Raw genomic sequence first — 20,213 nt, 5'->3', positions numbered from 1 at the left:
TCGCGATGGTGACGTTCGCGCAGGCGCAGGAGCGCGCGGAAGAGTGGATCAACGGGGATGTGCCGGCGTACCAGCATCGTGAGGTGCGGGTGCGGGAGTTCGAGCTCGGGTTCGTGGTGTGGGCCGAGGACCGTGCGGACGGTCCGAGCTCGGACGGGGGCGCGCAGCGGCTGGTGATCGCCCGGGACAGCGGTGAGGCCACGTTGTGGCCTTCGCTGCCGGTGGGTGAGGTGATTCGCCGGTACGAGGAGGAGTACGGCCGCGCGGACACGGTTGCGCAAGCGGCGCCGGCTGCTCCGGCTCGGGTGGACCTGAACCAGACGTCGTTCCTGCTGACTCCGCCGGAGTGGTTGCAGGAGGCGGCGGACCGGATAGGGGTTCCGGATCGGCGGGGCGGGGGGGCGGGGTCGGACTTCGACACCCGTGCGGGTGCGGGTGCGGGTGTGGCTGTGGCTGTGGATGGGGGCGAGGGCGCGTCCGGCGGTCCGGCCGGTGCGTCCGAGGGGTCGTCCGGTACGTCCGGAGGCGGGGCGCTTCCTGAGACACACGGCGGGGTTCCGGGCGGGTCTTCGTCGCCCGCCGCTGCGGGGGTGCCTGGAGGTTCCGGTGGGCCGGGGATGCCCGGGGTGCCTGACGGGGCGACTCCTTGGGCGGGCACGGACACCAACGCCGATGCCGGTGAGGACCGTTCCGTGCCGTTGCCGGAGACGGTGTTCGCGCCGCCGTTGAGCGGTGACGACACCACGCCGCCGGACGCCAAGACAGCGCTGATGTCGGGCGGCAGCCGGCTTCCGTCGACGGCCGTCGAACCGGCCGTCGAACCGGCGGTCGACGCTCAGGGCGCGCCGGGTGGCCTGGGCGGTGCGCCGCAGGGCAGCATGCCGCCGCCGATGCCGGGGCCGGTGCCGGGTGCGCCTTCGTACGGGTATCCGCAGGCTCCGGGCGGCCCCGGGCGGCCGCTCGCGCCGAACGCCGGGGACATCGCCGATGCCGCGACGAGCAAGGCGGCGCCTCCTCGTGCGCGGGGTGGGGCGACACCGCCTCCGCCGCCGGGGGCTCCGGGGACGCCGGGTGCGGGGGTGGGGGGTACGCCTCCTCCGCCGCCGTCCGCTCCGGGTGTGCCGTCCGCGCCGGGTACGCCGGGTGCGCCGGCGGGTGGGTACGTTCCGACGCAGCTTGTGTCGGCGTTGGGGCCCGATGGTCCTCAGGGTGCTGCCGGGCCGGGGGCTCCGCAGGGGCCGGGTGCCGCTGACGGCGCGTCTGGCGTGCCGCGGCCGCCTGGCGCCCCCAATCCGCCCGGCGCGCCCGGTGGTACGCCTCCGGGCGGTGTGCACCATGCCGCCACGGTGTTCGCCGACCCGGTTCAGTTGGGTGGCCCTCCGCAGCCTCCGGGCGCCCCGGGCATGCCGGGTGCCCCGCAGCCTCCGGGTGCGCCGCACCCTCCCGGTGCCCCGGGAATGCCAGGTGGACCGGGCGCCCAGGGTTCTTCCGGCGGTGCGCGCGGTGCCGTACACCACGCGGAGACCGTGCTGGCCGCGCCTCCGGTGGGCGGCCCCGGTGTGCCTCCGCCGCCGCAGGCGCCCGGCGTCCCACAGCCACCGCACGCCCCTGGTGCGCCCCAGCCTCCGGGTGCTCCGGGTATGCCGGGCGCTCCGGGTATGCCGCCGGGCGTGCCCCAGCCTCCCGGCGCTCCCGGTATGGCTCCGGGCGCCCCCGGTGTGGCGCCGGGCGCTCCGGGTATGCCGCCCGGTGCCCCGCAGCCGCCCATGCCGCCGGGGGCGTTTCCGCCGCCTCCCGGTCAGCCCGGGCCGGGACAGTCCGGGCCGGGTCAGCCCCCGGCGTACGGCTACCCACAGCAGCCCACCGGCCAGCCGACCGTCGGCCCCGGCTACCAGGCCGTTCTCCGCTACCGCGCGCAGGACGGGTCGGAGCAGCAGCTGATCCGGCGTTCGGCGCCGGGCACCCCGCACCCGGAGTGGCAGATCTTCCACGAGCTGCGGGGCATGAACGTGCCCCCGGACCAGGTGCTGGAGCTGCACACGGAGCTGGAGTCGTGCGAGCTGCCGGGGGCGTACTGCGCACGGATGATCCGGGAGCAGTGGCCGCAGGCACGGATCACGTCCATCGCGCCGTACGGTACGGATCACGCGAGCCGGCAGCAGGGCATGCAGCAACTGCTGGCGCACCAGGGCGAGTTGCACCAGGTGGCCGACGGGCCCGCCCGTCCGGCGCCGGTGCGCGCGCCGCTGCAGCAGGTGCAGGCGGCGCCGCCGATTCCGCCGGAGGGTGTGGCGCAGGAGCTGGCGGGGGCGTTCGGGCCGGGGCTCTTCCGGTTCGAGCAGGCCGCCGTGTCCCGGCAGGGCGTACCGCCGGTCGTGGCGCACAGTCTGGTGGTCGGCGGGCTGCCGATGGACTTGGGCCCGTTCTTCTGGGCGCAGGCCCAGCCGGGGCGGCCCGTTCCGACGCTGGCGGAGCTGGCGGCCGAGCGGGGGGTGCAGCCGGCTTCGGACGCGGGCTCGTACCTCGTCATGGGCAGTGACTTCGGCAAGGCGCTCTGCGTGCAGTACGGGACGGCGAACATCGTCGCCGTGCCGGTGGAGGCGGGTCCGGGCGGTGTGCCCGTGGCGCCGCAGTTCGTGAACACCGGGCTGCCCGAGTTCCAGCGCTGCCTGGCGCTGCTCGGCCGGATGTGGCGTCTTCGATTCGGTCTGAACCAGGAGCAGGCGGGCCGCTGGACCGTCGACTTCCAGGCCCAGCTCGCCGCCCTCGACCCGGCGGCGCTCGGATCGCCGGAGAGCTGGTGGTCGGTGTTGCTGGAGCAGATGTGGGACGGGTTGCTGTGACGCCGCCCGGCTGCTGGTGGTGATGTGACATCGCCCTGCTGCCGCTGACGGCGGCGTGTGTGCGGTAGGTGGCCAGGCAGGTAGGTAGGTAGGCAGGTAGCGAAAGGGCCGGCTCTCGGTTGTGTGACCGGGGTCGGCCCTTTCGTATGCGCCCGCGCACCGCTCCTCGTACCCCAATGCCCCGCGCGCCACCTCACCCGCACGCCACGCCACTCGTATGTTTTTACGCCCGGCCGCCACCCCACCCGCTTGCCCCTTGCGCCCCTGCTCCACCACGCCCCGAGCCCTTACGCCCCGCCCCTCCGCGCCCCTACGCCTCGGCATCTCTCGTCTGTGTCTCTGCGCCTGTGCCGTGCCCCTGCGCCTGCCTCGTGCCCCTGCGCGCGGAGTGTCGCGTTATGAGCGATTCCACCTGATACATCAAGATGGGCGCTAAATCATCATTTTTGTGTTCGCTCGGCGGAGAGGGGTTCAAGGATGAGCAGCGCACCGGTCTCGCTCTACGACTTCACGGTCGTACGAGGGCGTGGCTACCGTCCCGAACAGGTCGACGCCTACGTCGACTCCCTCTTCCGCGATCGCGACGCGGCCTGGGAACGGGCCGCTCGGCTGACCGTGCTCGCCCGGGAGATGGAGGAGGAGGCGGAGCAGCTGCAGGAGGAGGTGGCGCAGCTCGCCCCGCAGACGTACGAGACGCTCGGGGGGCGTGCGCGGCGGATCCTCGCGCTGGTGCAGGAGGAGGCCGCGTCCTTGCGGGACGGTGCGCGGAAAGAGGCACAGGCCTTGGTCGACGAGGCGGAGAAGCGCGCGAACGGCGTGCGTGACGCGGCACAGGCGTACGCCGACGCCGTGCGCGCCGACGCGGAAGAGCGTGCCGATGAGCGGTTGCTCGCGGCGCGTGCGGAGGCGATCGAGCTCCGTGTCACCGCCCGGCGCGATGTGAAGGAGGGGCGCGGGGAGGTGCTCGGCACGTTGCGTGAGCTACGGGAGCGCACCGCCGGGATGCTCCCCGAGCAGGAGAAGGAGCATGCCGAGCGGTGGGCCGAGGCCGAGCGGGAGGCCGAGGAGCGGCTGGCGGCGCTGGAGGCGTCGGAGAAGGAGGGGATGGCGCGGGCCGAGGCCTCGTTGGCCGATGCGGAGCAGGAGCTCGCGGACGCGCAGGTCTCGACGCAGCGCTTGCAGGAGGAGGCGCGGGCGCGCGCGACGGAGCTGCTCGCGCAGGCTCGGCGGCGGTCGGACGCCATCGCCCGGGAGACGGAACGGGTGCTGCGCGAGCACGGGGACATGTGGGACGACGTGCGGGCGCACATCGGGCAGATGCGGGTCAGCCTGACGGCGCTGACGGGGCAGGCCGCCCTGGAGTGAGCGACGCCGGTTGCGGGCCGGTACGTCCGGGCAACTCCGGGCTGTCCAGCCAGCTCCGGGCCGTCCAACCCCTGGCCGTCCAACCCCCGGCCGTCCAACCCCCGGCCATCCAACCCCGGACCACCCAGTCCCGGCCCACCACCCCGCCCCTCACCCCCCCCCGTCAATCAGCTCCCCCTCCGCACCGCCCCCGCCAGGATCCACCCCTCCACAGCCTCGTACTGCCGCCGCTGCTTCTCCGACTCGCCCCGCCCCGACACGACCGTCCCCAGCCAGCCGAAGAGGAACCCGGCCGGGATCGACACCAGCCCGGGCGTCGTGAACGGGAACCAGTTGAAGTCGGCGTCGGGGAAGGCCGAGATCGGCGATCCGGAGACCAGATTGGTGCCCGGCATCAGCACGAGCACGACCAACGAGCCGCCGATCAGGGTCCACAGCAGACCGGCCCGGGTGTACCGGCGCCAGAACAGGCTGTAGACGAGGGCCGGGGCGATGGCCGAGGCGCCCAGGGAGAAGGACAGGGTCACCAGCGGCTGCAGGCTGCGGTGCTGGACCATCGTCGCCAGCACGATCGCCGGGACCCCCACCGCCAGCGCCGACAGCCGCGCCAGCATCATCTCGCGGCGGCCGGACAGCTCCCGTACCCGCACGGCGAACACGTCATGGGCGAGAGAGTTCGCGCAGGCGAGGATCATGCTCGCGACCGAGGCGAGCACGGTGAGGAAGATGGCCGTGGTGACCGTCGTGAACAGGAGGGTCTCCGCGGTGGAGACCTCCGCGCCGAAGGCGGCCCTGGAGCCCAGCAGATACGCCGTGTTGCCCTGCGGGTCCGCCCCGGCGATGACCTCGCGCCCGATCAGCGCCGTCGCGCCGAAGCCGATCACCGTGATCACCAGCACGAACAGCGCCACGCTGGATACCGCCCACGACATCGAGCGCCGCACCTGACGCGCGCCCGTCGCCGTGTACATGCGCATCGTGATGTGCGGCAGACACGCACCGCCGAGGACGACCGCCAGCTGCGAGCTGATCATGTCCAGGCGGGGATGCGGTCCGCCCGCGAACTGCAGCCCCGACTCCAGGAACGCCGGACCGACCCCGCTCTGCTGCGCCGCGGTGCTGAACAACGCACCCGGATCCCAGTCGAACCGTGCCAGCATCAGTACGGCGACGACGGCGCCCGACCCGAGCAGCATCACCATCTTCAGGATCTGGATGAGCGCGGTGCCCTTCATGCCGCCGATCGCCGCGTAGCTGATCATCAGCACGCCGAGGCCGATGATGCACCCCGTCTTCAGCGAGTCGCCCGAGAAGCCCAGGATGAACGCGAGCAACTGCCCGGTCCCCGCCAGCTGAACCAGCATCAGCGGCACCAGCGCGGCCAGCGTCACCGCGCACGCCGCGATCCGCACCCCGCGCCCCGGCATACGGCGCGCCAGCGCGTCGCCCATCGTGAACCGGCCCGCGTTGCGCAGGGGTTCGGCCAGCAGGAACATCAGCAGCATCAGCGACAGGGCCGTGCTCAGGGCCAGCACGATCCCGTCGTAGCCGCACAGCGCGACCACGCCGGTCGTGCCCAGTACGGTCGCCGCGCTGATGTAGTCGCCGGCGATCGCCAGGCCGTTGCGCATGGGGGAAAGGGAGCTGTAGCCCGTGTAGAACTCGTCGAGGTCGTCGCGGTCCGGGCCCATCATCACGCACAGCAGCAGCGTGACGGTGGCCACGGCACAGAAGGCGACCAGCGACATCGCCTGCGCGTCCCCACTGAAGTCGGTCATCGCTCCGTCCCCCTCTGTCCTGTGCTCCTCTGCCCCGTCCCCCTCTTCGCCGACTCCCGCTTGGCTTCCACCGCGGCCTCCTTGCGGATGCGGTCCGCGAGCGGGTCGACGTAACGGCGGGCGGTGTGTTCGTACAGGCCTATCGCCAGCCAGGTGACGGGCAGTTGGATCAGCGCGAGCAGCAGGCCGGCGGGGAGTCCGTCGGCGACCGTGCTCGACATGAACCCGGGCGCGAAGGCGGACAGGATCAGGAAGAGGGTGAAGTACCCGAGCGCGGTGAGCGTCGCCACGCGCCGCTGCCAGCGGTAGGCGGTGCGCAGGATGCGCAGGTCGCTGTGGTGGCCGAGCGGCGGATGGTCGGGGGTTCGGTGCCGTGGGGGCGGCGGTGGCTGTGGTGGGTCGGGGGGTTGCCAGGGATAGGTGGGCGAGTACGGGTCGTACGGGGAGGACATCCCGTTGCTCCTTGCATGGCTCGGGTCCGGCGGGGCGGACCGCAGGGAGGTGGGGGGCGGGCGAGCCATGCATGTTACTTCGCAGTAAGGGGATGCGTGCGGTTTTCATCGAACTGGGCAGTCGGTATGCGCTTACTACGCCAAACCGTGTCTGACCTGGGGTGTTACCTCCGTTAACTCAGACCTTTTGAAGCGGTGCGGGCGTGGAGCGTCTTGCGGTAGCGGGCGACGGCTTCGCCGACCCGTTCCATGGGCTCTCGCACAGCGTCGGAGGTGCGGCTTCTGACGAGGGTTCGCAGAACGTAGTCGGGAGAGAACTCCCCCGCGAAGCCGGCCGGGGCGTTGGAACGGATCATCGGCTCGTTGGTGAACACCGACGAGGTGTCGTCGGAGTGCCGGTACGTCCAGCGGCACGGCCAGAGCCGCAGCGCGCTCTCTCCGACGTATCTGACCGCGCCCTCGAAGAACTCGTCCGCGGCCGCCGCCTCCAGCGAGGCGGGGCCGTCGAAGCGGTCCAGCACCAGTCGTTCCAGCTGCGAGAGCGATTCGAGCGAGTAGTCGAAGGGGAAGCCGTCCGGCAGATGGGCCGTTCGCCAGCGGTCCAGTGCGGCGTCCATCGAGGCCAGCCAGTCGTCAAGGCGCCGGCGGGACTCCTCGCTCGCGTGCAGGCGGTCGTCCTCCACGTACCAAGCGGGCGTCTCGGGCTCCTCCGCGGGGATGAGGTCGCGCATCCGGTTGCCGAGCTGCACCGGCAGCGGGAGGCCGAACTCCTTCAGCCCTTCGGCCTGGTCGGGCGTCAACAGGAGCCACCAGGCGTCGTAGGACTCCTCGTCCAGTTGGTAGAAGCCCCTTGGGTCGTCGTTGCCGGGCACGAGGTCGCCGATGGCGTCGAAGGCGGTGTTCCAGTCCATGTAGCGGGTGCTGTCGGAGAGGTGTTCCGCCGGGTGCCATATCGAACGGCCATTGCGCCGGAAGTGCAGGTACTCGTCTCCGTCCTCGTCCGTCACCAGCTGTACGTCATCGACGACCACCGAACCGCCCGAGCACGCCGCCGCGTCGAGCAGCAGCTCCTCGTACCCCTCCTCGAGATCGCCCGACACCTTTTCCGGCGTCTGGAAGCCGAGGCCGCATTCGCCGAGGAGGAAGGTCAGCTCGTCGGTGTCCTCGAACTCCTCGTCGAGGTCCATGCCGATCCCGGCGGCCTCCGCCAGGCCGGCCGCGGCTTGTTCGTCCGTCGCTATGCCCAGGCGGACCAAGGTGTCCGCCAATCCACGGAGGGTGCGTCGTGTGGGGTTGGTCATGACAGCACCCTCACACAGTCGGAGGCGTGGATGTCGGTGGCGTCGAGGGCCACGGTTGTGAGGTGAGCTCCTCGAACCCGTCTCTCTCCAGCGCCCGTTGAGTCATCATGGACGCACTCGTAGTGGTGCGCGGGATGCAAGGGGGAGGCCACATGAGTGACGTGCCGGTGCCGGGGCGGGTGTTCATCTCGTACGCCCATGACGACGACAAACACGTGGAAGACGTCCGCGAGTTCTACCACTTCCTGCGCCGCTGCGGGATCGACGCGGACCTGGACCTGCCGGCCGGGGAACGCCGCCAGGACTGGTCACTGTGGATGCTGCGCGGCATCCGGAACAGCCGGCATGTGATCGTCGTCGCCTCGCCGCAGTACAAGCGGCGCGCGGAGGGTGATGCGGCGGCCGGTGAGGGCTTGGGAGTGCAGTGGGAGTCCATGCTGCTGCGGAACCTGGTGTACGAGGATCAGGCCGCCGCGCTGGAGAAGATCGTCCCTGTCGTCATGCCCGGCGGTTCCGCTGCCGACCTGCCCATGTGGCTGGGCGGCCGTAGCCACAGCCACTACGCCATCGAGGATTTCACCGTCGACGGTGCGGAGCCGCTGCTGCGGCTCCTGACCGGCCAGCCCCACCACACGGAGCCGCCGCTTCCGCCATTGGTGCTGCATCCGCCGATCACCTCGTCGACGCCGGTGCCGGCTCCGGAGCCACCGCCCCCGACCTTCGTGATGCCCGAGACGAAGGACCTGGTCGACGCGCTCATGGCCTGCCCGAGGCTGCGCCAGAAGTCCTACCGTTACGAACTTCTGGAGATGATGACCAAGTCGCTGGGCAGCCCGGAGTACATCTTCGACGTGCCCGAGTCCGACGACGCCCGGACGCATCTGCGCCGGCTGGACGAAGGCATCAGACGTACGACACTGATGCCCGACGCGGTGCTGAAGGCGATGTACCTTTCCTTGAAGGACATCGCGCCGGGCGACATCGGCACCAAGCGGGTGCGGGACCTGCTCGTGGCCTGCGGACTGGTACTCGGGGACGTGTAGGTGTTCCGCGACTTGCGCCGCAGGATCTCCGCCGGCCGTACCGCATCCCGGAGTACCGCCCCGATCCAGCCCGGCCCGGCGCGGGAGACCGAGCGGGGGATCGAGGAACTGCTCGTCGGGATCCTGGCCGACATCCCTCGGCTGCGGTCGCTCGACGGCCGCCTCGACCTGCTTCACCATGCGGCCCCCCGGCTCCGGGACGACGCTCCTGAGCACAACGTCACCCGCGACCATCTGCACGCCATCGCCCACGCCGCCCAGCGCACCGGAACGCTGAAGTCGCTGCGGGACGCCCTGGAGTACGTGGCACCGGACGACATCGCCACGAAGTGGTTCGAGCTGGCGGTCGTGGTGCTGACCGGGCGGCCGGGCCCGTTGCCGGTGCCCGTCATGCTGGACCTGATCGGCGAACTGCACAGGCAGGAGCTGGGCTTCGGCTGGACGGCGGTACATCAGTACCGCACCGAACGCCGCACCGCAGGCCGACCGTTGGACGCCGAGCGGCTCCCGCAGGTGCTGCTCCAGCTCTACGACGCACGGGTGACTCCCGCCGACCCCGAGGCCCCGCGCGACCAACTGCTGGGGTTCCTCGGCCTGTTGGCAGCGGAACCCGCAGCGCGACCGGAGCTCGTCCGTCTGCTCTCCTCCGTCCAGAGGCGGGGTGCGGGCGCCGGCACCCCGCCCGCGAGCGTCGACCGGCAGGTCATCATCCAGATACGGGTCGAGGAGGAGGACGCGCCGAGCGACCTGCCGTACACCCAGCGCCGCTACTCCCTGCGCGGCTACCACTACGAGCGCGTCGGCGACGCCCGGCCCGCCTTCCGGGGCTCGCAGTCCCTGCCCGGCACCTTCGCCGGCGGCGAACTGATGGACTGCGGCCGCGGTTTCCTGGCCGCCTGGCAGGAACCGGCCGAGGCCGGCCGGGGAGTGGACAAGCGGGTGGAGTTCCTGCTGCCGCACTCGCTGCTCGACCACCCCGCCGAGTCGTGGCCCGGTGGTTCGGCCGGCGTGCCCCTCAGCCGCAGCTGCCAGGTCGTCGTACGCTCCCTGACCCGGTACAAGGACAGCACGATCCACGACGAATGGATCCGCCGCTGGCAGGCACTGGAGGCAGCGGACCGCGACGGCACACCGGGCGACGCGCTGGAACGCATCGGCTGGATGGGGCCCGACACACCGGAACGGGCGGACGGCCAGAACCCCACGGCGAAACCCTGGAGTTGTCCCGGCAGCCGCTATTCGTCCCTGCGGCTGTCCGACCCCGCCGACGTCGCGGACTGGCTGCTCGAACACGCCGACCTGTCCTGCCTGGGACTGGGGATCCCGTACGACCACCATGACGAACTCATCCGGGAAGCGGTACGAGGCGCCCTGCTGGAAGACGGAATCCCGGTCATGGTCTGGCGTCGCGACGACGGCGACCCGGGCTCGCTGCTGGACGTCCTGCGCCACTGCCGGCCGCTCGACCGGCTGGCAGACCTGCCGCACAGCGTGCACGAGGCCCGTAAGCGCGGGCGGCGCGACCCCGAGAGCGTGCACAACCGGATAACCCTGCTGTGGGACGACCCGACATGCGTCTTCAGCGGCCAGGACCAGCAGATGACCGGTACCCGCGGGGCCGGCGAAGGAGCAGCATGACGAAGAAACCGGACTGGTGGGTCTACGAGGGGACGGGCACCCCGCACGACGGCATCAAGAACCTGCCCGAGGCACCCCCGTGGCGCGCCTTCCGGCACGGCGGCGAACAGCCGGCACGGCTGCTCGACACCCCGCAGGCCCCCGACGACGACGCCGTCCACCGTCATCTCGGCCGAGAGGGCCAGGGCGTCGCGTACCAAGCCGGTGAGCGCGAGATCCACCTCGTCAACCTCGCCCTGCATCTGCGCCGCCCGCTGCTGCTCACCGGCAAGCCCGGCACCGGCAAGTCCACACTCGCGTACGCCGTCGCGCAGGAGCTGAAGCTCGGCCCGGTGCTTCGCTGGGGCATCACCAGCCGTTCCACCCTCAACGACGGGCTGTACGAGTACGACGCCGTGGGCCGTCTCTACGACGCCGGCCTGCGCAACGCGGGCACCCTCACCGGCCGCCGGGAAGGCGAGGCGCCCCCGCCGCCCGACATCGGCAAGTACATGTGGCTGGGACCGCTCGGGACGGCCCTGCTGCCGTGGAAGCGGCCCCGGGTCCTGCTGATCGACGAGATCGACAAGAGCGACATGGACTTCCCCAACGACCTCCTGAACGTCTTCGAGGAGGGCGAGTTCGTCATCCCCGAACTGGCCCGGATGGAGGGCAAGGAACAGACGGTCATGACCGCCGACCGTAAGAAGGTGCAGGTCAAGGGCGGTGAGGTGGCATGCGCTCAGTTCCCGTTCGTCGTGCTGACCAGCAACGAGGAGCGGGAGTTCCCGATGGCGTTCCTGCGTCGCTGCATCCGGCTGGAGATCGGGGCGGCGGACAAGGGGCGTCTGGCCGGCATGGTCGCCGCGCACCTCGGGGAGCCGGGGACCGGCGGCAACGGCTCCTCCGCCGAGGTGCGGGGCAAGATCATCGGCGACTTCCTCACCAAGCAGCGGGAGAAGGGCACGCTCGCCAACGACCAGCTGCTCAACGCGCTGCTCATGGCGGAACGCGGGCTGTGGAACGACGAGACGGGGCGGGCCCTGCTGGACGAGGATCTGCTGCGGCCGCTGGATCGGGGCTGAGCGGGCCGTGACGGGGGCTGAGGGAGCCGACGGAGCCGACGGAGCCGACGGAGCCGGGGGAGCCGTGGCCGAGCCCGGTTCCGTGCCCGACGACGTCCTGCGGGAGGAACTGGCCCGCCTCCTGGACGCCGGAGGCGCACCGGATGCCGACGACGCCCTCGACGTGCTGTGGATCGCCCGGCTGAGCGGCCTCGACCCGGTCGACTGGTCGCTGCTCGGCAACGGCACGGACCCGACGCGGCCCCCGCCCCCCGCCACGCCGCTCCCGCTCGTACCGCAGGACGACGACCCCACCCCCGACACCGGCCCCGAGCCTCCGTCGGCCCGCCTCCACCTTCCCGGCGGCACAGACGGCACAGCGCCCGCCGGCCCCGGCGGCGCACACGCCATCCGCGTCGCCCAACCCCAGGCCCTCCCCGACGCCCTCGCCCTGACCCGAGCCCTGCGCCCCCTGCGCCAGACGGTGCCCTCGACTCGCGCCCGCACCCTCGACGTGGAGGCCACGGCGGCAGCCTCGGGCGATACCGGGCTGCTCCTGCCGATCTTGCGCCCTGCCCCTGAACGCCGGTTCTCCGTCGACCTGTTGATCGACACGGGCACGACGATGAAGGTCTGGCACCGCCTCGCCGATGAGCTACGGACCCTGCTCGCCCGGCACGGTGCCTTCGCCGACGTGCGGGCGTGGGCGCTTCAGACCGACGGTCCGGAACCGACGCTGGCGCCGTTCCGACGCAGCGGCGCGCAGGCGGCGTCGCCGGTACGGCGGTGGCGGCAGGCCTTGGCGGACCCGGCCGGGCGGCGCGCGGTCCTGGTCCTGACAGACGGGGTGGGCCCGTCCTGGTACGGCACGGAGCTGCCTGCGGCGCTGGCCGACTGGTCCGTACGACGCCCCGTCGCCGCGCTCCAGGTGCTGCCCGGACGGCTGTGGCACCGAACGGCGCTGCGTACGTCTGCGGTGCGGGCGCGTGGCACGGAGACCGACCGGGCGACGATCGAGGTGCGGTCGTCGGGGCCGTTACCGGGCATCGCACGCGGGCGTGCGGGGGCGGAGGACCGGGCGCGGATCCACTGGCTGCCGGTGCTGGAGGTGTCCGGTGACTGGCTGAGCCCGTGGGCGCGGCTCGTGTCCGGCCGCACGACGGACTGGCTGCCGATGCGGGCTGCCGCGCTGACGACGGTGGAACGGCCGACCCTGCCGGCCTCGGGGGCGTCGCCGAGCACACCGGGGGAGTGGATCGAGCGCTTCGAGGAGGGCTACTCGCCGGAGGCGTTCCGGCTGGTGCGACTGCTGGCTGCCGCACCGCTGAGTCTGCCGGTGATGAGACTGGTCCAGCGCACCATGCTCCCGGCGTCGACGCCGATGCATCTCGCCGAGATCTTCCTCTCCGGGCTCCTCGTACGCCGTACGCCGGCCGCCGTGCCGGGTGAGGATCCGGACAGCGTGCTCTACGACTTCCGGGACGGCGTACGGGAGGCGCTGCTGGACCGGCTGACCCGTACGGAGTCGCTGCGGGTCCTGGAGCGGGTCATCGACGGCGTGAGTGAGCGGGTGGCGGCGACGTTCGGCGGGGTGACCGACTTCGGGGCGCTGCTTGCTGCCGTGGCGGAGGGCGGCGGCGGGCTGGACGGGCGCGGACTGCCGGAGGGGAGCCGGGCGTTCGCGGAGGTCGCGCTGGCCGTGGTCGCCGGGGTCGGCGGGGATCACGCGGAGGTTGTGGAGAGGCTGACGCGGGGACGGGTGAGGGGCGTTGCGCCGACGGAATCGGTGCCGGAGCCGAGGGAGGAGCGGCGGCGGGGGTGGGGGCTGCTCTCGTGGTGGCGGCGGAAGGGGGCGCTGGAACCGGAAGTGGGCGAGGCGCGGCGAGAGGGCAGCGTCGTGGCCGGCGGGAACATCGGGGTGGCTCGGACCGGTGAGAGGGTGCCGAGCCGGATTCCTCCGCTACCGGAGTTCTACGTCCGCAGGGAAGAAGAGGCGTCGAGTGTCCTGCGGTCGCTGGTCGGGGGTAACCGCGACGCTGCCGCGCGGGGGCTGCTGCCGATGTGGACGCAATGCATGATCGTTGGAGCTCGCGGCGTGGGCAAGACCGCGCTGGCCATCGAATGTGCCCAGGCGTCTGCCGACACGTTCACGATGGTCCGCTGGATCCGCGCCCACAAGCCCGACATCCTGCGGGAGGACCTTGCCGCCCTTGCGGACGACCTCGGCATCACGCTTCCTGAGAACACGCTGTGGGACCGCCTGGACCGCCTCTTCACCTATCTGAGTGACAATCCGGGCTGGCTGCTGATCTACGACGGCGTCTCTTCGGAAACCTTCTTGACCGACGAGAGGGATTCGGATCCGTGGCCCACCTGGTTGCCGCCGCCGCACTCCGGCAGCTTGTTGGTCACCCTCTCTGAGGGGACGCGATGGTGGGAAGAGCCGTACGAGACGGTGACACTGAGCGGCCTGACCCGTGAAGCAGCGGTGGAATTCGTTCGGGACGCACTCGCTCCGTATCGTGGAGAGGTGTGGCACGAGGTCGCCGAACTAGCCGATTTCGTGGAGATCATGGGAACGCACCCAGGAATACTGGCGGCGGTAATTTCGAATATCACGGAGCGACGCTTGCCGATCGCCTCCTTTGTTGAGGGGCTTCTGATCGGTCGTCCGGCAACCCGCGAGTTCCTGTCCTCTCTCGTCAGCATCAGCCGGGAGGGTCGCTTCGTGGGTACTGGGGTCGCGGTGAGACCGGACGTCGTGCTCGCCGCCGGATTCAGCCCGGGCCCAGGGGTACTTCAGGTCCGAGGACCGGACGGTGCGGAGTTCCGAGTGGTCCGCGCATCTGTGGTACCTGAAACACCGAAACTGGTCAGCATCGAGCTCGAAGAGGCTGGTCTTCCCGCAGTTCCTCTGGCCCACTCTGTCGAAAGCCCCTTCGCCGCAGCGTGGTACGAGAAGCCGACGGGAGGCTCGCGGACACCTGAAATCAAGCTGAGCCTTGCCTCCTCGGAGGCTGTTGTTCCTCCCGCGGGTGCGGTAGTTGTAGACGCGGGAGGAAGACTTTGTAGTCTCTATTCTTCGAAGGGCGTGGCGTGGTTCGTCAGTCCTGGACTCATCGACCGGATCGCGCTGTCCACCGGGAGGGTCTCGCACGTTCGTGAGCGCGAACCGGAGGCGATGCCGTCCGAGGCGCCTCGTGAAGGGCCGCTGTTCTTTCTGAGCTACAGCCGTGCGGCATATCCGGCTTCAGGTAAGACACATGGCAATCCGGAAGAGGACTTCTTCCACCTTGTGAGCCAACACGTTATGGAGATGACGGATTTCGACGGGGAGAGTCCCGGCTTCATGGCTGACAGCCTGACCAAGGGTGCACGCTGGCGGGAGGAGGCGTACGCGGCCCTGGCCGAGGCGCGAGTCTTTGTGCCGTTGCTTTCGCCCTCGTACTTCGAGAGCAAGTGGTGCCACAGGGAGTGGTCGGTCTTCAGGTGGCGTCAATCGCTGGGCGGGGTGATCGCGACGGTGCCTGTGCTCTGGGAGCCCGTCGATCCCACGCAACTGCCGCGAGAGGTCAGGGAGGTGCAGTACATGTCGTCGACACTCGACAGCGAACTGGCTGCAGTGGGGGGTCTGCGGGGCTTGCGCGAGTCCGGGCATTGGTCGCAGTACCGACGTGTTGCCTGGGCCATCGCACAGACGATCGTGGAGGTGGCCCAGAGACGCGCTCTCCCTCCGGTCGAACCCAGCCTGCTCGCCGACGTGCGCGACTTCTCCGAGGACGAGGAGCCTTAACGAACTCCGTCGACGAACGCCGTCCAGGCCGACGCCGAGAAGACGATCGCCGGGCCGGTGGGGTTCTTGCTGTCGCGGACGGGGACGTGGGTGGGGCGGGCGGTGTCGTTGACTTCGAGGCAGGAGCCGCTGCTGCCACCGCTGTAGCTGGACTTGCGCCAAGCGGCAACTTCGAGGCAGTCGCCGCCGCTCTCGCCGCTGTAACTCGACTTGCGCCAGCCGGTCAGTGCCGACGCGTCAGCAATCCTGGTCTCGCTGCGCTTCATGCTCGTAATCCTCCGCGACGGACCTGAGCAGGTCCAGGGATTTACGGTGCGACAAGGCATCGCCCAGCACATGATCGTAGAGGTCCTGGCACTCGCGTACCACGGACGGACGCTCCAGGACCCTCCCGCTGTTCACGCCTTCCGCGTACGCGATGGGCGGCAGGTCCTCGAACCACATCAGGGAGAGAAAGCCCTCTTGCAGAGGGTGCGCGCCCGCCGAGTAGGGCAGCACATGTACGCGGATGCGGCGGCTTTCACCCAACTCGGCGATGTGACGGAGCTGTTCGCACATCACCGCCGGCCCGCCGACGGCACGTCGTAGCACCGCCTCGTCGAGCAGTACCCAGACCTCGGGTGAGTGGAAGTCGTCGAGAATGCGGGCCCGTTCGAGGCGTGTGACCAGGAGCTTGTCGCGCTCCTCGTCGTTCTTGCGCGGGTAGCCGCAGCTGAGCACCTCGTAGGCGTACGGCTGCGTCTGCAAGATGCCGGGAACCAGACTCGGGGCGTACTCCTTGATCACCGTTGCCTTGCTCTCGAACTCCAAGGCGCCCTTGAAGTGTTCCGCCACCTCCTTCCCGTCCAGAGTCGGCAGGAAGTTCACGAAGAACCCACCCGCCTCCAGCACCTGATCCAGCCGCCGCGCATCATCCGGATCCGGCCTCCGCCGCCCACCCTCGATATGCGCGATGTGCGTGCGCGACATCACCGCACGCTGGCTCAACTCCTCCTGCGTGAGTCCCGCCGTCTCCCGACGCCGCTTCAGCTCCGCCCCGTACTGCTCCCGCGAACGCGGATTGTCCTCGATCGCCACGCGTGCAACTCCCCTCAGTGCGGACACCGTTGTCACGCTGAGCCACCTTCCGAGCGTACCCGCGGTGACGTCACTGTGTGCAGGCAACAGCACGCAAAGTGAAAGGCGTTGGCGTGGATCAACTCGACCAGGCGAAAGAGCAGGCGCAGGACCCGTGGGACAGCGTCCCCGGCCCCTCCCTCACCCTCCGCGTCTCCCGCGACAGCGGCCGCACATGGGGACCCACAGTGACGTACCAGCCCTCCCGCAAGGACACCCCGTTCGACCTCGCGGGCCGCTTCCCGCCCTGTCAGTGCCCGAGATGCGAGCGCCGGTAACGGACCGCGGGCCGGCCGTCGACAGTGACGTCTTCCATCGCGATGAAGGCATTGCGCTCCAGGACGGCCCGGGACGCCAGGTTGTCCAGGTGGGTGACCGCGACCAGGGCCGTCAGCCCGTACGCCGTACCGGCCACCCGGCACACCTCCGCCACCGCCGCCGTGGCGACGCCCTTGCCCGCCGCGCGTTCGCCGACGCGGTAGCCGAGTTCGGCGCAACCGTCCTCGACGTCGACCAGGTTGACCCGCCCGACGAGCCGCCCGTCGGTGTCCAGCACGACGTGGAAGTGGCAGACCCCGGCGTCCTGTTCGGCCAGCCGCGCCTGCAGGAGGGCGTCGAAGTCCGCAAAATACGCGTCCCCGCGATCCGGAACGGAACGGGCGAAGTACTCCCGGTTCTCCTGCTCGAAGGCCAGCAGGGCGTCCGCGTGGTCGGCGCGTAGGCGCTCCAGGGTCAGCATGACGGACAGGGTATGTGTACGTCCGTGGTACTACCGGGCGTCCAGGACAGCAGACTCCAGGGCGACGCCGGGTCACGGGCCCGCGGCCTACCGTCCTCCGCATGAACAGATCACGCATGAACAGGCCCCGCATGAACAGATCACGCTTCTTAGCGGTCGCGGCGTCCGCAGTGCTCGCGCTCGGACCCGCCCTGACCCTGCCGATCGCCGCCGCGGGCTCCGCCTCCGCCGCCCCCGCGAACCCTTCTCCCGCCATTGCCTCGGCCCAGCTGCCCCGTCCCACCGGCCCGCACGCGGTCGGCCGCAGCACCGTCCACCTCGTCGACGCCGACCGTCCCGACCCGTGGGTCCCGTCCGCCGGCGCCCGGCAGCTGATGGTGTCCATGTACTACCCGGCACGGCCGGGTACGGGCGGAGCGACCGCTCCCTACATGACCGCCGAAGAGGCCCGCCTTCTACTGGAGTTGAGGGTCCCGGACGCCACCGTCCCGCCCGAGACGATCAGCGGCGTCCGTACCTGGGCGCACACCGAGGCGCGCCCGGCGCCCGGCAGGTTTCCGCTCGTCGTGCTCTCGCCCGGGTTCACTCTCCCGCGCGCCACCCTCACCGGCCTCGCCGAGGATCTGGCCAGTCGGGGGTACGTCGTCGCGCTGGTCGACCATCCGTACGAGAACGCCGGGACGACCCTTCCCGACGGGCAGACCCTGCCCTGCGCCATCTGTGACGAGTTCCCCTCGATCGGCGGCTCGGCCGTCGCCGAGAGCCGGGCCGAGGACATCTCCTTCGTGCTCGACCGGCTGACCGGGCGCCACCCGGCGTGGCGGTACGCGCGCGTGATCGACGCGAAGCGGATCGGCATGGCCGGGCACTCCATCGGCGGCAACGCCGCCGCCGCGACGATGGCCGCCGACGCGCGCGTACGGGCCGGCGTGAACATGGACGGCACCTTCTTCGCCCCGGTCCCCGCCACCGGTCTCGACGGCCGTCCCTTCCTGATGGTGGGGGCCGAGAACAGGCCGCCGCTCGACAGGACCTGGGACGAGGCCTGGGCCCACCTGGACGGCTGGAAGCGGTGGCTGACCGTCGCCGGAACCGACCACGGCTCCTTCACCGACGTACCGCTCCTCGCGGAGCTGGTCGGCATCCCGGACACCGCACCGCTTCCCTACGAGCGTTCGTCGGCCCTCACGCGCGCGTACGTCGCCGCTTTCTTCGACCTGCACCTCAAGGGCGTTCCGCAGCCGGTGCTCGACGGGCCGTCGCCGGCCAACCCCGAGGTCAGCGTTCGTCTTCCTTGAGGATGTCTTCCTTGGGGACGTCTTCCTTGGGGACGTCTTCCTTGAGGGCGTCCTCCTTGAGGACCGGGAAGCGCCTCGGCGCCAGCAGCAACAGCACCAGGAAGGCCAGCGCCGCCGCGCACGACGCGCCCAGATACACGGCGTGCACCGCGTCGGCGATGGCCCGCCTGGTGGCCTCCGGTGCCGTGCCGCCGGATTCCAGGGCCCGCGTCACCGAGTCCAGGTCGCTCGCGCCGCCGAGCCGTGACGCCAGTACGCCGTTGGCCACCGCGCCGAAGAGCGCCGCGCCCACCGTCTGGCCCGTCTGGCGGCAGAACAGCACCGACGCCGTCGTCGTGCCCCGCTCCGACCACCCCACCGTCGACTGCACGCCCACGATCAGCGGCAGTTGGAACAGCCCCAGCGCAGCCCCCAGCAACAGCATCAGCAGCGTCGGCTGCCACGCCTGCCCGGGATAGGGCAGGAACAGGAACGCCAGCAGGATCAGCGAGGCCGAACCGATCCCCAGCATCGCCGTGTTGCGGAAGCCGATCCGTCGGTACACGTGCTGACTGAACGCCGCCGACACCGGCCAGCTCAACGTCCAGACGGACAGCACGAATCCGGCCGCCACCGGGGCCAGGCCGAGGACCGACTGGGCGTAGGTGGGGAGGAAGACGGTCGGCGCCACCATCAGCAGCCCCAGCGCGCCCAGCGCCAGGTTCACCGCCGCGATCGTCCGGCGCCGCCACACCCAGCCCGGGATGATCGGCTCGGCCGCCCGGCGCTCCACGAGCACCACCACCGCCACGAGCGCAAGTCCCGTACCGAACAAGGCGATCGACGGCCCCGACAGCCACGGCCACGCCACCCCGCCCTGCACCAGCGCCGTCAGCAGCACACCCCCGCACGCGAACACCGCCAACGCGCCCGCCCAGTCGACACGCGCGCGCGTGCCCGTCGACTCGCGCTTCGGCTCGTGCAGGTACCGCACGATCAGCCACAACGCCACCGCCCCGATCGGCAGGTTGATCAGGAAGATCCAGCGCCAGTCCGCGTACGCCGCCAGGACCCCGCCCAACCCCGGTCCGGCCACCGCCGACACCGCCCACACCGTGGACAACTTGGACTGGATCTTCGGCCGTTCCTTCAGCGGGTACAGGTCGGCGGCCAGCGTCTGCACCGTCCCCTGCAACGCCCCGCCGCCCAGCCCCTGCACGATCCGGAACGCGATCAGCGCCGCCATGTTCCAGGCCAGAGCGCACAGCAGCGATCCCAGCAGGAACAGCGCCGCGCCCGCGATCAGCACCGGCTTGCGGCCGAAGGTGTCGGAGAGCTTGCCGTAGACGGGGAGGGTCACGGTCACGGCGAGCAGGTAGCCGGAGAAGAGCCAGGAGAAGACCGAGAAGCCGCCGAGGTCGCCCACGATCTGCGGTACGGCCGTGGAGACGATGGTGGCGTCGAGCGCGGCCAGCGCCATCGCGAGCATCAGGGCCGCGACCACGGCTGCCCGCCTGTCGGTTCCGGTGTGCGGTGCGGTGTCGCGTATCGCGGGTGTCGTACTGCCCACCGGGTTCCTCTCCTAATGCATTCCCCTTGCACCTATGTACCGCCGAACAGCTTCCCACTTGACCCTGACGTCGCGGGAGGGTGGAGCCTGGATGGGCCGCAGGGTGGAGACAACCCCGAGGTGCGCTCCACCGACGGGTGGATGGCCCCTAGGGGTACCTCCGTACTAGGTCTCGGGGAGGGTTGGTACCGCCGGAGGACGAGACACCAGGGGGGCCGTCCTTAATCTGGCTTTACGCCGCTGGGGGGCGGCTGA

General features: G+C 70.9%; 14 protein-coding genes. 7 read left to right on the top strand and 7 right to left on the bottom strand.

Annotated features, from left to right (window positions below; translation table 11 throughout):
• Positions 1-5: 5 nt before the first annotated feature.
• Positions 6-2,843: an SUKH-4 family immunity protein gene (locus AB5J49_RS19660; RefSeq protein ID WP_369169926.1), complete on the top strand. Its 2,838-nt coding sequence runs from the start codon at positions 6-8 to the stop codon at positions 2,841-2,843.
• Between the two features lie 477 nt (positions 2,844-3,320).
• Complete coding sequence (locus AB5J49_RS19655) at positions 3,321-4,208, top strand: cellulose-binding protein (protein ID WP_369169925.1); 888 nt, start codon at positions 3,321-3,323, stop codon at positions 4,206-4,208.
• A 167-nt stretch (positions 4,209-4,375) separates the two neighbouring features.
• On the opposite strand, the gene AB5J49_RS19650 is transcribed toward AB5J49_RS19655, so the two are convergent.
• The 3 genes from AB5J49_RS19650 to AB5J49_RS19640 all read right to left on the bottom strand — a co-directional run bounded on the left by AB5J49_RS19650 (position 4,376) and on the right by AB5J49_RS19640 (position 7,706).
• On the bottom strand, positions 4,376-5,986 hold the full coding sequence (locus AB5J49_RS19650) for a cation acetate symporter (RefSeq protein WP_369169924.1): 1,611 nt from the start codon (positions 5,984-5,986) through the stop codon (positions 4,376-4,378).
• On the bottom strand, positions 5,983-6,438 hold the full coding sequence (locus AB5J49_RS19645) for a DUF485 domain-containing protein (protein ID WP_369169923.1): 456 nt from the start codon (positions 6,436-6,438) through the stop codon (positions 5,983-5,985). Before AB5J49_RS19645 ends, AB5J49_RS19650 begins: the two co-directional genes overlap by 4 nt.
• Before the next feature lie 173 nt (positions 6,439-6,611).
• On the bottom strand, positions 6,612-7,706 hold the full coding sequence (locus AB5J49_RS19640) for a hypothetical protein (protein WP_369169922.1): 1,095 nt from the start codon (positions 7,704-7,706) through the stop codon (positions 6,612-6,614).
• 185 nt (positions 7,707-7,891) lie between these two features.
• Between AB5J49_RS19640 and AB5J49_RS19635 the strand changes: the two genes are divergently transcribed.
• The 4 genes from AB5J49_RS19635 (at position 7,892) to AB5J49_RS19620 (ending at position 15,256) form a co-directional block, all read left to right on the top strand.
• The gene (locus tag AB5J49_RS19635) at positions 7,892-8,782 is read left to right on the top strand and encodes a TIR domain-containing protein (protein ID WP_369169921.1); all 891 of its coding nucleotides are present in this window, start codon (positions 7,892-7,894) and stop codon (positions 8,780-8,782) included.
• Positions 8,783-10,420: a hypothetical protein gene (locus AB5J49_RS19630; protein ID WP_369169920.1), complete on the top strand. Its 1,638-nt coding sequence runs from the start codon at positions 8,783-8,785 to the stop codon at positions 10,418-10,420. It abuts the gene before it with no gap.
• Entirely contained in the window at positions 10,417-11,484 is a 1,068-nt protein-coding gene (locus AB5J49_RS19625; protein WP_369169919.1) for an AAA family ATPase, read from the top strand. The genes AB5J49_RS19630 and AB5J49_RS19625 overlap by 4 nt, the downstream gene beginning before the upstream one ends.
• Before the next feature lie 64 nt (positions 11,485-11,548).
• Positions 11,549-15,256 carry a TIR-like protein FxsC gene (locus AB5J49_RS19620; RefSeq protein ID WP_369169918.1) on the top strand — a complete coding sequence of 1,236 codons (3,708 nt, stop codon included), beginning with the start codon at positions 11,549-11,551 and terminating at the stop codon, positions 15,254-15,256.
• Here the strand turns inward: AB5J49_RS19620 and AB5J49_RS19615 are convergent.
• From AB5J49_RS19615 to AB5J49_RS19605, 3 genes are all read right to left on the bottom strand, one after another.
• Positions 15,253-15,522 (bottom strand): DUF397 domain-containing protein, encoded by a 270-nt coding sequence (locus AB5J49_RS19615; protein WP_369169917.1) that lies wholly within the window; start codon positions 15,520-15,522, stop codon positions 15,253-15,255. The two genes, AB5J49_RS19620 and AB5J49_RS19615, sit on opposite strands and share 4 nt — an antisense overlap.
• The gene (locus AB5J49_RS19610; RefSeq protein WP_369169916.1) at positions 15,494-16,333 is read right to left on the bottom strand and encodes a Scr1 family TA system antitoxin-like transcriptional regulator; all 840 of its coding nucleotides are present in this window, start codon (positions 16,331-16,333) and stop codon (positions 15,494-15,496) included. Before AB5J49_RS19610 ends, AB5J49_RS19615 begins: the two co-directional genes overlap by 29 nt.
• 289 nt (positions 16,334-16,622) lie before the next feature.
• On the bottom strand, positions 16,623-17,111 hold the full coding sequence (locus AB5J49_RS19605; RefSeq protein WP_369169915.1) for a GNAT family N-acetyltransferase: 489 nt from the start codon (positions 17,109-17,111) through the stop codon (positions 16,623-16,625).
• A gap of 131 nt (positions 17,112-17,242) precedes the next feature.
• On the opposite strand from AB5J49_RS19605, the gene AB5J49_RS19600 reads away from it, so the two are divergent.
• On the top strand, positions 17,243-18,409 hold the full coding sequence (locus tag AB5J49_RS19600; protein ID WP_369175201.1) for an alpha/beta hydrolase family protein: 1,167 nt from the start codon (positions 17,243-17,245) through the stop codon (positions 18,407-18,409).
• On the opposite strand, the gene AB5J49_RS19595 is transcribed toward AB5J49_RS19600, so the two are convergent.
• Positions 18,390-19,958, bottom strand: a complete 1,569-nt coding sequence (locus AB5J49_RS19595; RefSeq protein ID WP_369169914.1) for an MFS transporter — start codon at positions 19,956-19,958, stop codon at positions 18,390-18,392. The genes AB5J49_RS19600 and AB5J49_RS19595 overlap by 20 nt on opposite strands.
• Between the last annotated feature and the right edge of the window lie 255 nt (positions 19,959-20,213).

The organism is Streptomyces sp. R28, assembly GCF_041052385.1.
Taxonomy (GTDB): domain Bacteria; phylum Actinomycetota; class Actinomycetes; order Streptomycetales; family Streptomycetaceae; genus Streptomyces.
This window is presented reverse-complemented; position numbering and strand designations above follow the sequence as displayed.

Bases quoted from the DNA above. Each gene is read 5' to 3' on its own strand.
- AB5J49_RS19660 (WP_369169926.1), top strand. From the start codon at position 6: ATGGTGACGTTCGCGCAGGCGCAGGAGCGCGCGGAAGAGTGGATCAAC.
- AB5J49_RS19655 (WP_369169925.1), top strand. From the start codon at position 3,321: ATGAGCAGCGCACCGGTCTCGCTCTACGACTTCACGGTCGTACGAGGG.
- AB5J49_RS19650 (WP_369169924.1), bottom strand. From the start codon at position 5,986: ATGACCGACTTCAGTGGGGACGCGCAGGCGATGTCGCTGGTCGCCTTC.
- AB5J49_RS19645 (WP_369169923.1), bottom strand. From the start codon at position 6,438: ATGTCCTCCCCGTACGACCCGTACTCGCCCACCTATCCCTGGCAACCC.
- AB5J49_RS19635 (WP_369169921.1), top strand. From the start codon at position 7,892: ATGAGTGACGTGCCGGTGCCGGGGCGGGTGTTCATCTCGTACGCCCAT.
- AB5J49_RS19625 (WP_369169919.1), top strand. From the start codon at position 10,417: ATGACGAAGAAACCGGACTGGTGGGTCTACGAGGGGACGGGCACCCCG.
- AB5J49_RS19615 (WP_369169917.1), bottom strand. From the start codon at position 15,522: ATGAAGCGCAGCGAGACCAGGATTGCTGACGCGTCGGCACTGACCGGC.
- AB5J49_RS19605 (WP_369169915.1), bottom strand. From the start codon at position 17,111: ATGCTGACCCTGGAGCGCCTACGCGCCGACCACGCGGACGCCCTGCTG.
- AB5J49_RS19600 (WP_369175201.1), top strand. From the start codon at position 17,243: ATGAACAGATCACGCTTCTTAGCGGTCGCGGCGTCCGCAGTGCTCGCG.